We start from the raw sequence: 13546 nt of genomic DNA, 5'->3' as shown, positions 1-13546 counted from the left end.
TCTAACCCCCCATCTTCGCTACGCTGTGAATGAATTGATTGAAACTGCTGACGGTTTGATGCAGCGGATCGCTTAATATGCTTGGATAGATCCCGAGCACTACGATGAAGGCAACCAGCGTAATCATCGGTATCGCCTCAATCAGCCGCGCATCCCGCATCTGAGGCAGTTCGCTTCCAAACGGTCCGTAAGTGATGGCAAGCACCCCTCGCAGTACATAGACTGCCGTCAGAATAATGCCAAAAGCTCCAATCGCCGTCATGATTTTTTGCGTTTCGAACAGCCCCAAGAACGCCAGAAACTCGCTGATAAATCCGGACAAGCCTGGCAATCCCAAAGACGCCATCCCGGCTACAAGCAGTATGCCCGAAATGAATGGCACGGATTTGGCCAAGCCCCCAAGCTCATCAAGCCGGGTGGTGTGTGTCCGCTCGTAAATGCTGCCCACGATCAGGAACATCAGTGCGGAAATCAAACCGTGGGAGATGAGTTGGAAAACCGCGCCCTGCAGGCCGATCGTATTGAACGCCGCAATCCCCAAAAGTACAATTCCCATGTGGCTTATACTGGAATAGGCGAGAACCAATCTGAACTCCCGCTGTACAAAAGCAAGAACCGCCCCGTACAAAATGTTGATGACACCCAACATGGCAAGCACGGTGGCCCACTGCATCGCTTGCTGGGGAAACAGCAGAACGCCAAAGCGGATCAAGCCGTATGCGCCCATTTTCAACAGGATGCCGGAGTGGATCATAACCACGGCGGGCGGCGCTTCGGTGTGCACCTTAAGCATCCAAGTATGGAACGGGAATACAGGCAGCTTAATGCCGAAGGCAACAAGCAGCATGAGGAACAGCGACCATTTCATCGTTTCGCTCAAGAAGAACGGATTGCCTTCCAGATCCCCTTGGTTCACGTACGCATCCGCGTTCTGGAACAAGTTCTCCATAATGACGTTCAAACTGCCGGAGTAATGGATCGATACACCGGTATCGTGAACGGTCTGACTGAAGCCTGCCGTGCTGACCAGGATCAAGAAAGCAATCAGCATAATCGCCGAGCCGATTCCGTTATAAATCAGGAATTTGTTCGCCGCGCGCTCCCGATCCTTGAACCCCCAGATGCCCACCAGAAAGAACATCGGAATCAGCGTCAGCTCAAAGAATACAAAGAACAAAAACAGATCTTGGGACATAAACACGCCCAGCATACCGGTTTCCAGCAATAAGAACAAGATGAAATACGATTTCCACCGTTTCTTAATGTTGACCGAAGCGAGTGCAGCCATGGTGGCTACCAGCGCCGTTAGGAACACCAGTGGGAGCGAAATGCCATCCACCGCCATCGCATAGTTGAACTCGAAGAAGAACGAGGTCAATTGGCTGAGCCCTTGCGTTTCCTTATTCAAGGGCACATGAATCCAGGGGAGCTCTTCTTTAAACTGCATGCCCTCCAGACCCGGATTAAATTGAGAGTACAGCCAACCGGACAGCAGAAGCGGAATGAGTGTAACCACAATCGCTGTCGTCTTGATCCATCCGCCCTGCGTTTTGGGCAGGAACATCAGAATCAGCACACCGATAAGCGGTGAAAAAGCTATGAATGATAGGATCGGAAAGTTATCCGGCATCGAGGAACCTCCTTCCGGCTATGGCCAGCATGATGATGATCAACCCGATCAGCGTAACCAAACCGTAGGACTGTACCTGTCCGTTCTGCATACGGGAACCGAGACGTCCGAGCCCGTTCACTGCATGGCTGGACAAACGAACCGCACCGTCAACCACATAAATGTCGAACAAATGCAACAGTTGACCGAGGCCTTGCAAAGGACGAACGACAACGGCTTGATACAGCTCGTCGATGTAGAACTTCCGGTTCAAAAGAGCGTACAGCCAAGGAGCCCTGGATGAAACCGCATCTGCCGGGATGGTGCGTTTCATGTAAACCAGATATCCAAGACCGATGCCGAGCAGCCCAACCACATTCGACATGAGGATGACGAACACGGAAACATGCTCTTCCGGCCCATGTCCCGTCAACCAGCCGCCGAGCCATGGATTGAACGGTGTAAACACAAACCCGGCCGCCACAGCAAGCACTGCCAACACCCATAAGGGGAACGTCATGGATGCAGGTGATTCATGCACGCCGTGCTGGTCCTGACGAGGCTTGCCCATGAACACCAGGAAGAATAAACGCGACATATAAAATGCGGTGAAAAACGCCGCGATCAGCCCCACCGTAAGCAGACCGTAATGCCCGGTAAGATAGGCTTCCGTGAGAATGGCATCCTTCGACCAGAAGCCGGAGAGCGGGGCGATTCCGCTTAAGGCCAAGGCGCCGATAGCAAATGTCCACGCGGTGACTTTCATTTTGCGGCCGACGCCGCCCATTTCATGAATATTTTGCGTATGGACCGCATGGATGACGCTGCCGGCTCCAAGGAACAGCAAAGCCTTGAAGAACGCATGGGTAAACAAATGGAAAATCCCTGCCGTATAAGCCGCGGCCGTACCGATGCCGAGCGCCATCATCATATAACCGAGCTGGCTTACCGTCGAGTAGGCCAGAATACGCTTGATATCGTTTTGTGCCGTACCGATCGTGGCGGCAAAGATTGCCGTAAAGGCTCCAACGGCTGCAACCACGGTTAACGCCGTTGCCGAAGCCGTAAAAATATCAAATGTCCGCGCCACAAGATAAACACCGGCGGCTACCATCGTAGCGGCATGAATCAAAGCACTGATCGGCGTCGGGCCTTCCATGGCATCCGGAAGCCATGTGTGCAGCGGAAATTGACCGGATTTCCCAATCGCCCCGATGAAGATCAAAATCGCTACCCATGTTGCGATATGATCCGGAATTTGGCCGCTCTCAAAAGCGTTGCTAATGGAAGTGAAATCGAGCGCGTTGTTCGGCATGAACCAAAACAGCAGAAGGATCCCGATAAACAGTCCCACATCGCCGATCCGGGTAACGATAAACGCCTTCTTCGCGGCAGCTCTCGCTTCCGGTTTGAAGTACCAGAAACCGACAAGCAGGAATGAACAGACGCCGACCAGCTCCCAAAAGATGTAGAGCTGCACCAAATTCTCAGAAATGACCAGTCCGAGCATAGAGAAAGTAAACAGCGCTATGTATGCAAAAAACACATTGATCCGTTCGTCGTCATGCATATAGCCTTTGGAGTAAATGTTGACGAGCAGGCTCACCAATGTGACGATCACCAGCATCAGGGCATTCAGGTTGGTCACCTCAAAGCCCATCTTCAGCGACACGTCGCCGAGTTTGACCCACTCCCAATTGTTCCACGTGAAATTTTCTACCTGTCCGCCGATGCGCTCCCAAAAAACGAGAACCGCTAAAACAAACGATGCGAACCCGGCTACAATACTGATATAAGCGCCTGCATCCCGCAAGGAGCGTCCTGCCGCCGTTAAAATCAGAAACGACAGCAAGGGAAACAACGGGATCAGCCAGGCGTATTGCGAGTATGCCGATACCATGAGCTTAAGTCCTCCTCTAAGCGTTCGCTTCGGCCGCGAGGCTGCCGCAAGTACGGCAAACAACTGCGGCACAAGCCATCTTATCGCTTCATCGAATCCATCTCGCCGACATCCGTTGTCCCTTTGTTACGATACCACGCAATAAGAATCGCAATACCGACAGCCACTTCCGCTGCAGCAACCGTGATGTTGAACAGAGAGAATATTTGCCCCGTCAAGCCGGGCTTCACACCGAGCTTTGAAAAAGCAACAAGATTCAAATTGACCGCATTAAGCATCAGTTCCACGGAAAGCAGCACAATGACCGCATTCTGTTTCGACAGCGCGCCATATAGCCCGATACAGAACAAAATCGCCGCTAACGTCAAATAAGGCGTTGCCAAACCGCTTGCTCCCATGCCATCAATCCTCCTCTCTCTTAGCAATAATGATGGCGCCGATGAAAGCGACGGTGAGCAGCACCGACATCAGCTCGAACGGGATCACATGCGATGTAAACAATAGCTTCCCGATCTCCATCGTATTGTCTTGTACGGAAGAAAACTCGCCGATGGGAATCTGCGACTGCTGTATCGCATAAAATATGATGCCGAACAGCCCGGCCGCACCCACCAGAAGCAGCCCATTGTGCCACGGCCGCTTCGGTTCTTCCTCGTCTTCCCTATGCTTGGTCATCATGATGCCAAAGATCATCAGTATCGAAATGGCACCGGCATAAATCAAGATTTGCACCACACCGACAAACTCCGCTTCGAGTACGAAATAAAGTCCCGCGAGGCTGAGGAAGGTCAGCGCCATCGACAACACCATATGCACCACTTTAGTGAAGCTGAGCATGAAGATGGCGCCGCCGATGGCAAACAGTGCGCATATAAAGAACGCAATGTTCTCTCCGCTGGATAAAAAATTCGCTATGTTTCCGAACATTTTACTTCGCCCCGCCTTTCGGAAGCGCCGAATTGTTCTCTTTACGCACGTTAGTGTTATTTTCGTTCAGCCACTCCAAATTTTTGAACAAATCGTCCCGGCTGTAGGTACTCAGCTCGAAGTTGTTCGTCATCACGATCGCTTCTGTCGGGCATACCTCGGTACACAAATCGCACAAGATACAAATTTCAAAATTGATGTCGTACGTATCAATGACCTTTCCCTTTTTCTCAGGGTCCGGGTTCGGCTTGCCTACCAAATTAATACATTCGGTGGGACAAATGCGTGCGCATTGATTGCATACGATACACTTCTCAGGGTCAAAATGCTGGATTCCTCTAAACCGGTCCGGCATTTCCAGCGGAACGTCGGGGTAAGCATAAGTTACTTTTTTGGAGGTCAAACCTTTTAACGTCACGCCGAGCCCTTTTATGATGCCCTTCATCTCGATTCACCCTTTCGTATTCAGCATCCGGCAGCAGGCAGCAATTACATGGCGACGGCCATATAAATGGCCGTTACAAAAATGTTCACTAACGCGAGCGGCAGCAGCACCTTCCAGCCAAGGCCCATCAATTGATCTACACGAACCCGCGGCAGCGTAGCCCGGAGCCAAAACAGCACGAAAACGATAAACGAAAACTTAAGCAGGAACCAAACGATACCCGGGATAAAATCCAAAAACGGGAGCGGAGCTTGCCATCCTCCCAGAAAAAGCGCTGTCGTCAGCCCGGCAATGGCAAATACATATACATATTCGGCAAGCATGAAGAACGCAAACCGAAAGCCGCTGTATTCCACGTGATACCCTGCAACAAGCTCGGATTCCGCCTCAGGCAAGTCGAAAGGCGTCCGGTTGAGCTCGGAGATCGCCGCGACGACAAATACGGCAAACCCTATGATTTGGGGCAGGAAGTTCCACTGCCAGAACCCGCCTGCTTGGCCCTCGACGATCCGGTTCAGATTCATGCTGCCGGTCATCATGACGACGCCTACAATAGAGATGACCAGCGGAATTTCGTAGCTGATCATTTGCGCCGCAGAGCGCATGCCTCCAAGCAGCGCATATTTATTGTTCGATGCCCAGCCTCCCAGCACGATGCCGATGGTGGAAATTCCCGATAAAGCGACATAAAAAAGCACGCCTACATTTATATCCGTACTGATCCATCGTTCGGTAAACGGTATAACCGCAACAACCATAAACGCAGGAATAAACGTGATGACCGGAGCGAGAATAAAGAGTTCGCGCTCGGCTTTTTTAGGAATGGTATCCTCTTTCAGGAGCAGCTTCAGCACGTCGGCTACACTCTGCAGCAAGCCAAGAGGGCCTGTGCGGTTCGGGCCGATCCGCAGCTGCATCCAGCCGATAACCTTCCGTTCAAAATATATCGCATAAGTGACAAACCCCAGGACGACCATTAGGATGACGACGGCCCAAGCGAACATGATCGCTGCATTCGTCCAAGTCAACTGCTGCTGTAATAATTCGGGCATCAGCAGTCCACCTCCCCGACAACGATATCGATGCCTCCAAGAATCGTAATCAAGTTCGTCATGGTTTCGCCAACCAACAGCTTAGGCAAAATTTGCAGATTGACAAACGATGGCCTGCGGAATTTCAACCGGTAAGGCTTATCCTTGCCTTTGGATATAATATGGCACCCGATTTCGCCGCGCGGCGATTCGATAGCGGCATAAATCTCACCTTCTGGAGGACGTATGACCCGCGGCACCTTACCCATAATTTCTCCTTCGGCCGGAAACTGTTCTACGGCCTGCTCCAGAATACGCAAAGATTGACGAACTTCTTCCAACCGCAGCAAGTACCGGTCGTAGCAATCCCCGTTATGGCTCACCGGAACGTCAAATTCAAAACGGTTGTACAAGCTGTAAGGCTGAGCCTTCCTCAGATCCCAGTCAACCCCTGTACAACGCAGGTTTGCTCCGCTCAAACCGTAAGCGATAGCTGTTTCGGCATCATACTTTCCGATACCTTTGATCCTGGCCAGAAAGATTTCATTACCGCTGACCAGCTCATGATATTCATCAAGCTTTCCTCTCATATAGGGAACAAAATCGCGAACCTTCTCGATCCAGCCCTCGGGTGCGTCCCACTTCACACCGCCGACCCGCATGTAATTGTAGGTCAGGCGCGCTCCGCACAACTCGTTGAACAGATTGATAATGATTTCACGGTCGCGAAACGCATACAAAAACGGACTCATGGCTCCAATATCAAGTAAATACGTGCCCCACCACACCATATGGCTGGCAATCCTTTGAAGCTCCATGACGATCAAACGCAAAAATTCGGCGCGTTCCGGAATTTCCAGCTGCATCAGCTGCTCTACGGCATGGACAAGCACATAATTGTTCGTCATCGCCGATACATAGTCCATTCGGTCCGTGTACGGAATGATCTGAGTATACGTCAGGTTCTCAGCCAGCTTCTCCGTACCCCGGTGAAGGTATCCCATGACCGGTATGGCCTCCGTAATGATTTCTCCGTCCAACTTGACGATAATCCGAAATACTCCATGTGTACTCGGGTGCTGCGGTCCTACATTCAATAGCAGCTCTTCCGTTCTAATGGCCAAGCTTCATCACACCTCCGGGTCGAGCGGTTCATAATCTTTGCGAAGCGGATGGCCTACCCAATCGTCAGCCATCATAATTCTGCGCAGGTCGGGATGTCCCGGAAAATCGATGCCGAATAAGTCGTATATTTCTCTTTCATTCCAGTTCGCCGTAGGCCATACCGATGTGACCGAAGGAATGGACGGAGCCTCCCGGTCGGTCTTGATTTTGACGCAATATTCCCGTTTGGTCTCAAGAGAGATCAGATGGTACGCCACTTCCAGGTGCGTTTCCATATCGATACCGGACACATTGCGCAAATAATTCAGCTTGAGCTCCGGATGAGTTTTCAGCTGCTCTGCAACGGCCGGCCATTCGTCACCTTTGATGATAAGATAAGGGATGTGTCCGCCCTTTTCATTAATATACGCTTCCTGCACCAGATCTTCCCCGAACCCTTTCAGGATGGCGACGATCCGGTCCAACTGCGGCTGATTCGGCGACGGCTCCTTCGGTGCTTCGGTCCCCGCCTCTTCCTTCTTCGCGGCACGCGCATTAGCCCGGGCTGCTCTTGCCTCAGCGGCAGCCTTTGCCTTTGCCTCTTTCTCAGCATCGCTGGGAGCAGCTTTCTCCGCCGCCGGAGCGTCTCCCGGCTCCCCCTTAGCGGTCTGAGGCTCCACAGGCTCAGATGCAGCGGCGGATGCTTTCGGTTCCTTCGGCTTCGGCGCATCGGCGGAGGCATAACCGCCTGGAGGTTCTCCGGCGCCCCCCGTTTTTGTGACTTCGGCGCCGTCAACAGCGGCAGGCTCGCCGCTCATCGGTGCGGACGCTTCACCTTCTGCCTTAGGCTTTTGCATGTCAGCTTCAGGGCTGCCCGATTGATCTCGCTTTTGCTCCTCGCTCATCGATTGGTCACCTGCTTACCCGTTTTGGCTTCGTAGCGGATTTTTTCCTGCAGCTTGTTAATTCCGTATATCAAAGCGGCCGGATTCGGCGGACAGCCAGGGATATATACATCCACCGGCACGATCTGATCGACGCCCTTCACTACCGCATACGATTTTACATAAGGGCCGCCCGCCGTAGCACAGGAGCCCATGGCGATCACCCATTTGGGTTCCGGCATTTGGTCATACAAGCGCCGCAGCAGCGGAGCCATTTTCTTCGTTACCGTCCCGGCAACGATCATCACATCGGACTGCCTTGGAGAAGTCCGGAAAATCACCCCGAAACGGTCCAAGTCATAGTGCGATGCACCTGTTCCCATCATCTCTATAGCACAGCAAGCAAGTCCAAATGTCAGCGGCCACAAAGAATTGCTTCGTGCCCAAGCTTTAATCTGCTCCAATGTCGTCATGAATACATTACGTTCGAGTTCCTGCCGTTCCTCCGGTGTAATATTTGCTAAATTGAAGTCCATTGCAGCACCTTCTTCTTCCAGGCGTAAAGCAAGCCAATGATCAACAATCCAACAAAAATACACATTTCCACAAGCGCAAACAAGCCCAATTGCTTGTAGGCAACGGCCCATGGGTACAAGAACACGGTTTCAACATCAAAAATAACAAACATCAACGCAAATAGGTAGTACCGGATATTGAAGCGAATTTGCCCCTCGCCTATAGGAACGTTACCGCTTTCATAAGTCGTATACTTCGCTTCGACAGGCTTATTTGGCCGGAGCAAACGCCCGATACCAAGCGCAGCGATAGGGAGTAACACGCCCAACAAGAGAAAAAACGTTACGACCACATAGTTGTTCATATACATCGTGAACGAACCGCCTCCCTGTATATCTTTTCGTGTCCGGCACGCAACTTGCTGCGAACCGTCTACTACTTTAGTCCTACAAACGATTTGAAAACACAACCTAACATAAGGGTACCTTACGCAGCCCCATTGTTCAAGTTTTCTTATCGCTTGTATAACTACTGTTAATATATGCCTTCCCAATTATAACAAATGCCTTTTGGGGTGTCTAACATTTTCAGACAATTCTAATGTAAAAAAGCGAAGGAAGCATATTCCCTCGCTTTTGTCAATCATTACTATTATTTTTTACCGTATACTTCGATTCTATTCATCGCCCGCTGTAAAGCAAGCTCGGCACGCTTGAAATCGATTTGGTCCTGCTTGGCTGCGGACAAACGCTGCTGCGCGCGTTCTTTGGCCGCCTGCGCCCGCTCGAGATTGATTTGATCCGGCAGCTCGGCGCTTTCCGCCAGAATAACCACTTTATCCTTTCGCACTTCCATAAAACCGCCGTTTACCGCGATGTATTCGTCCTTAGCGCCTTGCTTTTTCACGGTAACCGGCGCAACTTTTAAAGGAGTGACCAGCGGAATGTGATTAGGCAGAATTCCAAGCTCCCCTTCAACACCCTTCACAACGATCATGTTCGCCTCTTCGGCATACACTTTACGCTCCGGGGTTACAATTTCCAACAGGAATGTGCTCACTTGGATTCCCCTCCTAAGAGTTTGCTCTTGAGCAAACCGCATCGTAAGCATTGACTATGTTTGTCCAAGGACAAACGGCTTCGTAAGCTTATGCTGCGTTTTTACAGCGTCTTCGCTTTTTCGATAGCGTCTTCGATCGTTCCCACGTTGTGGAACGCCGGTTCCGGAAGATCGTCATGTTTGCCTTCAAGAATTTCCTTGAAGCTGCGTACGGTTTCTTTTACCGGTACGTAAACGCCAGGAATACCGTTGAACGGTTCGGCAACGTGCAGCGGTTGGGACAGGAACAACTCAATACGGCGTGCACGGTGCACGACCAGCTTATCCTCATCGGACAACTCATCCATGCCCAAGATGGCGATAATATCGAGAAGCTCTTTGTAGCGCTGAAGAATTTTCTTCACGCCTTGAGCCACCTGGTAGTGCTCTTCACCGAGAATTTCCGGCGTCAGAATCCGGGAAGACGAAGCCAATGGGTCAACGGCCGGGAAAATACCTTTGGAGGCGATGCTGCGCTCCAAGTTCGTCGTTGCATCCAAGTGCGCGAACGCCGTTGCCGGAGCAGGGTCCGTATAGTCATCCGCAGGAACATAGATCGCCTGAATGGACGTTACGGAACCTTTCTTTGTCGAAGTAATCCGCTCTTGCAGCTGACCCATCTCCGTAGCCAGCGTCGGCTGATAACCAACCGCAGAAGGCATACGGCCGAGAAGCGCGGATACCTCGGAACCCGCTTGGGTAAAGCGGAAAATATTGTCGATAAATAACAGAACGTCGCGGCCCTCTTCGTCACGGAAATATTCCGCCATCGTCAGACCCGTCAAAGCGACACGAAGACGCGCGCCCGGCGGCTCGTTCATCTGGCCGAACACCATTGCCGTTTTCGAAATAACGCCCGAATCTTTCATCTCATGGTACAAATCGTTACCTTCACGCGTTCTCTCGCCTACACCAGCGAATACGGAAATACCGCCGTGTTCTTGCGCGATGTTATGGATAAGCTCCTGCATGGTAACGGTTTTACCTACGCCTGCGCCTCCGAACAGACCAATCTTACCGCCTTTGGCGTATGGCGCCATCAAGTCGATAACTTTAATACCTGTTTCGAGAATTTCAGCTTGTGTAGACAAGTTCTCAAAAGCCGGTGCGGCTTTATGAATCGGGCTAGTCAGCGTGCGGTCCACGTTCGGATTGTTGTCAATCGGCTCCCCAAGAACGTTAAACACGCGGCCGAGTGTGGCTGCGCCTACCGGAACGGAAATCGCTGCGCCGGTATCGACGGCTTCCATACCGCGAACCAAACCGTCAGTGGTAGACATCGCAATACAACGTACCATGTTGTCGCCAAGATGAACAGCCGCTTCAACCGTCAGGCTGATATCGCGTTCGCTGTCATTTTGCGCTTTTCTTTCAATCTTGATCGCATTCAAAATCTCAGGGAGGTGTCCACGTTCGAACTCAATGTCAACGACCGGCCCTGTTATATTCACAACGCGCCCCTTGTTCATGTTTTCCCTCCTATGTGTTTCCGTATCTTAAACGAAATTGCCTTCGCCGTCCATTCCTTAACTTTGTGCGTTCGCTCCGGCGACGATCTCCGATATTTCCTGGGTAATCGAAGCCTGACGGGCACGGTTGTACTGAAGGGTCAGCGTAGCGATCATCTTCGTCGCATTCTTCGTAGCGTTGTTCATCGCCGTCATCCGGGCTCCGAACTCGCTCGCTTTACCGTCAAGAACCGCGCTGTAAATGAGCGTTTCCGCATATTTCGGCAGGAGTACTTCCAACACACCCTCGGCAGACGGCTCATATTCGTAGTTCGCCACCGAATCGCTGTTGACTTCCTCAAGCGGCAACAGACGCTTCACCTGCGGGATTTGGGTAATGGCATTCTTAAATTCATTGTATACCAGGTACAATTCATCGTAGGCGCCATTCTCAAAATTCGCCACAGCGGAAGCCGCAACCGACTTAATATCCGAGAATTGGGGTGAATCCGGCAGCCCCGTCACTTCCTCGACAATTGGGATGTTGCGTCTCTGGAAGAAATCCCGGCCTTTTCGTCCAATGACGAAAATGGCATACTCGCTTGTAGATTTATGCTTTTCTTTAATGACAGCCATCACTTTACGAAGCACGTTGGCATTGTAACCGCCGGCCAGACCGCGGTCGGAGGTGATGACAAGATAACCGGTCCTCTTGATCTCGCGGGTTTGCAGCATCGGATGCGTCACACCCTTCGTACCTGCGGCAATACTCGCGATCACTTCCTTCATCTTATCAGCGTACGGACGTGCTGACTCGGCAGCCTCCTGAGCACGTCTCAGCTTTGCCGCCGCGACCATCTCCATCGCCCTCGTGATTTGCTTCGTACTTTGTTTTGACTTGATAGAGCGCTTAATTTCGCGCATACCTTTTGCCATCCCTGCTCACCTCTCTCTCGAAGCCCTCCGGAAGGAGCGCCATCTTTGGATAAGCCCATTATCGTTGCTTAAAAAGGAATACCGAGCTTCTCTTGCGAGAAGCTCAGTTACCGTTCATTTATGCGGAAGGAGCGAATCCTTTTTTGAATTGCCCAATGGCTTCCGTCAGAGCCTTCTCATTATCCGATGTCAAATCTTTCGTATCGCGGATATTTTGAAGAATTTCCGGACGGTTGGAGTCCAGGTACGCCAGGAACTCAGCTTCGAAGCGGCGTACATCCTGTACCGGCAGCTCATCGATATGGCCTTTTGTTACCACATAGATGGCAACGACTTGCTTCTCAACCGGCATCGGCTGGTTTACCCCTTGCTTCAGCAGCTCGAGGGTACGAATACCGCGATTCAAACGAGTCTGCGTAGCACGGTCAAGGTCGGACCCGAACTGTGCAAAAGCAGCCAATTCACGGTATTGCGCAAGATCCAGACGGAGGGTACCGGCAACCTTCTTCATCGCTTTGATTTGCGCGGAGCCCCCTACACGGGATACGGAAATACCGACGTTAACCGCCGGACGCTGGCCGGAGTAGAATAGGTCGGACTCAAGGAAGATCTGTCCGTCTGTGATCGAAATAACGTTTGTTGGAATATAAGCCGATACGTCACCTGCTTGGGTCTCAATGAACGGAAGAGCCGTTAACGACCCGCCGCCCAGCTCGTCGCTAAGCTTCGCAGCGCGTTCGAGCAAGCGGGAGTGCAGATAGAAAACGTCACCCGGATAAGCTTCACGGCCCGGTGGACGGCGAAGCAGCAGGGACAGCTCACGGTATGCGGCAGCTTGCTTGGACAAGTCATCATAGATAATGAGCACGTGCTCGCCTTTGTACATAAAGTACTCGCCCATTGCGCAGCCGGCGTAAGGAGCCAACCAAAGCATAGGGGCCGGCTCGGAAGCCGAAGCCGTGACAACGATCGTGTAATCCAGAGCGCCGTTACGGCGGAGCGTTTCCACCACATTAACGACGGTGGATTGCTTTTGACCGATGGCAACATAGATACATTTCACACCGTTGCCCTTTTGGTTAATGATGGTATCGATCGCAATGGATGTTTTACCGGTTTGACGGTCACCGATAATGAGCTCACGCTGTCCGCGGCCGATCGGGATCATTGCGTCAATGGCTTTAATCCCGGTTTGCATCGGCTCATGAACCGATTTACGGTCCATGACGCCAGGTGCCGGAGATTCAACCGGACGGAAGTGCGTTGTGTTGATCGGACCTTTGCCGTCAACCGGTTGACCGAGCGCATTAACGACGCGGCCGAGAAGCTCTTCGCCAACCGGAACCTCCATGATCCGGCCGGTGCGTTTCACCTGATCGCCCTCGCGGATGTCGGTGTAAGGTCCCAAAATAACGATACCTACGTTGCTTTCCTCAAGGTTGAACGCATAGCCCAAAACCCCGTTGGGAAACTCGAGCAGCTCGCCTGCCATAACGTTTTCCAAGCCGTGCACACGGGCAATACCGTCACCGACCTGAATGACCGTACCTACGTCAACGACTTGAATTTCCGAATTATATTTCTCAATCTGTTGTTTGATTAATGTGCTGATTTCTTCAGGTTTGATACTCAACGAACCTCACCCCTA

At 51.7% G+C, this 13546-nt stretch carries 14 protein-coding genes; all 14 read right to left on the bottom strand.

Translation table 11 applies throughout. The features are described 5' to 3' along the window. Window position 1: 1 nt before the first annotated feature. Window positions 2–1630 (bottom strand): complex I subunit 4 family protein, encoded by a 1629-nt coding sequence (locus tag EXW96_RS26185; RefSeq protein WP_174351761.1) that lies wholly within the window; start codon window positions 1628–1630, stop codon window positions 2–4. Beyond that, window positions 1620–3509, bottom strand: coding sequence for an NADH-quinone oxidoreductase subunit L (nuoL, locus tag EXW96_RS26180; protein WP_074728974.1), 1890 nt, complete (start codon window positions 3507–3509; stop codon window positions 1620–1622). The genes EXW96_RS26185 and nuoL overlap by 11 nt, the downstream gene beginning before the upstream one ends. A gap of 80 nt (window positions 3510–3589) precedes the next feature. Next, entirely contained in the window at window positions 3590–3907 is a 318-nt protein-coding gene (nuoK, locus tag EXW96_RS26175; RefSeq protein WP_174351760.1) for an NADH-quinone oxidoreductase subunit NuoK, read from the bottom strand. Window positions 3908–3911: 4 nt separating this feature from the next. Continuing rightward, window positions 3912–4436 carry an NADH-quinone oxidoreductase subunit J gene (locus EXW96_RS26170; protein WP_062410164.1) on the bottom strand — a complete coding sequence of 175 codons (525 nt, stop codon included), beginning with the start codon at window positions 4434–4436 and terminating at the stop codon, window positions 3912–3914. A gap of 1 nt (window position 4437) precedes the next feature. Continuing rightward, a complete protein-coding gene (nuoI, locus tag EXW96_RS26165) occupies window positions 4438–4881 on the bottom strand; it encodes an NADH-quinone oxidoreductase subunit NuoI (RefSeq protein WP_074728976.1) in 444 nt (147 codons plus the stop codon). Between the two features lie 44 nt (window positions 4882–4925). Further along, complete coding sequence (gene nuoH, locus EXW96_RS26160; protein ID WP_074728978.1) at window positions 4926–5933, bottom strand: NADH-quinone oxidoreductase subunit NuoH; 1008 nt, start codon at window positions 5931–5933, stop codon at window positions 4926–4928. Continuing rightward, window positions 5933–7036: an NADH-quinone oxidoreductase subunit D gene (locus tag EXW96_RS26155; RefSeq protein ID WP_054817695.1), complete on the bottom strand. Its 1104-nt coding sequence runs from the start codon at window positions 7034–7036 to the stop codon at window positions 5933–5935. Before EXW96_RS26155 ends, nuoH begins: the two co-directional genes overlap by 1 nt. Window positions 7037–7042: 6 nt before the next feature. Beyond that, on the bottom strand, window positions 7043–7921 hold the full coding sequence (locus tag EXW96_RS26150; RefSeq protein WP_074728981.1) for an NADH-quinone oxidoreductase subunit C: 879 nt from the start codon (window positions 7919–7921) through the stop codon (window positions 7043–7045). After that, window positions 7918–8436: a NuoB/complex I 20 kDa subunit family protein gene (locus EXW96_RS26145; RefSeq protein ID WP_062410168.1), complete on the bottom strand. Its 519-nt coding sequence runs from the start codon at window positions 8434–8436 to the stop codon at window positions 7918–7920. Before EXW96_RS26145 ends, EXW96_RS26150 begins: the two co-directional genes overlap by 4 nt. Further along, entirely contained in the window at window positions 8421–8786 is a 366-nt protein-coding gene (locus EXW96_RS26140; RefSeq protein WP_054817698.1) for an NADH-quinone oxidoreductase subunit A, read from the bottom strand. The genes EXW96_RS26145 and EXW96_RS26140 overlap by 16 nt, the downstream gene beginning before the upstream one ends. A gap of 281 nt (window positions 8787–9067) precedes the next feature. Then, entirely contained in the window at window positions 9068–9475 is a 408-nt protein-coding gene (locus tag EXW96_RS26135) for a F0F1 ATP synthase subunit epsilon (protein ID WP_054817699.1), read from the bottom strand. A gap of 101 nt (window positions 9476–9576) precedes the next feature. Then, entirely contained in the window at window positions 9577–10983 is a 1407-nt protein-coding gene (gene atpD / locus EXW96_RS26130) for a F0F1 ATP synthase subunit beta (protein WP_062410169.1), read from the bottom strand. Between the two features lie 57 nt (window positions 10984–11040). Beyond that, window positions 11041–11898, bottom strand: a complete 858-nt coding sequence (gene atpG / locus EXW96_RS26125) for an ATP synthase F1 subunit gamma (RefSeq protein WP_054817700.1) — start codon at window positions 11896–11898, stop codon at window positions 11041–11043. A 118-nt stretch (window positions 11899–12016) separates the two neighbouring features. Further along, window positions 12017–13531, bottom strand: coding sequence for a F0F1 ATP synthase subunit alpha (gene atpA / locus EXW96_RS26120; RefSeq protein WP_062410170.1), 1515 nt, complete (start codon window positions 13529–13531; stop codon window positions 12017–12019). Between the last annotated feature and the right edge of the window lie 15 nt (window positions 13532–13546).

The sequence above is a fragment of the Paenibacillus sp. JMULE4 genome, assembly GCF_013337105.1.
Lineage (GTDB): Bacteria > Bacillota > Bacilli > Paenibacillales > NBRC-103111 > Paenibacillus_G > Paenibacillus_G naphthalenovorans.
Note: the sequence above shows the minus strand (reverse complement) of the source record. Positions and strands in the feature narration are given on the sequence as shown.

Excerpts from the sequence above, each read along its gene's own strand:
- nuoH (WP_074728978.1), bottom strand. The coding sequence starts at position 5,933 with ATGCCCGAATTATTACAGCAGCAGTTGACTTGGACGAATGCAGCGATC.
- atpD (WP_062410169.1), bottom strand. The coding sequence starts at position 10,983 with ATGAACAAGGGGCGCGTTGTGAATATAACAGGGCCGGTCGTTGACATT.
- atpG (WP_054817700.1), bottom strand. The coding sequence starts at position 11,898 with ATGGCAAAAGGTATGCGCGAAATTAAGCGCTCTATCAAGTCAAAACAA.
- EXW96_RS26185 (WP_174351761.1), bottom strand. The coding sequence starts at position 1,630 with ATGCCGGATAACTTTCCGATCCTATCATTCATAGCTTTTTCACCGCTT.
- nuoL (WP_074728974.1), bottom strand. The coding sequence starts at position 3,509 with ATGGTATCGGCATACTCGCAATACGCCTGGCTGATCCCGTTGTTTCCC.
- EXW96_RS26140 (WP_054817698.1), bottom strand. The coding sequence starts at position 8,786 with ATGTATATGAACAACTATGTGGTCGTAACGTTTTTTCTCTTGTTGGGC.
- nuoI (WP_074728976.1), bottom strand. The coding sequence starts at position 4,881 with ATGAAGGGCATCATAAAAGGGCTCGGCGTGACGTTAAAAGGTTTGACC.
- EXW96_RS26150 (WP_074728981.1), bottom strand. The coding sequence starts at position 7,921 with ATGAGCGAGGAGCAAAAGCGAGATCAATCGGGCAGCCCTGAAGCTGAC.
- EXW96_RS26145 (WP_062410168.1), bottom strand. The coding sequence starts at position 8,436 with ATGGACTTCAATTTAGCAAATATTACACCGGAGGAACGGCAGGAACTC.
- EXW96_RS26170 (WP_062410164.1), bottom strand. The coding sequence starts at position 4,436 with ATGTTCGGAAACATAGCGAATTTTTTATCCAGCGGAGAGAACATTGCG.
- nuoK (WP_174351760.1), bottom strand. The coding sequence starts at position 3,907 with ATGGGAGCAAGCGGTTTGGCAACGCCTTATTTGACGTTAGCGGCGATT.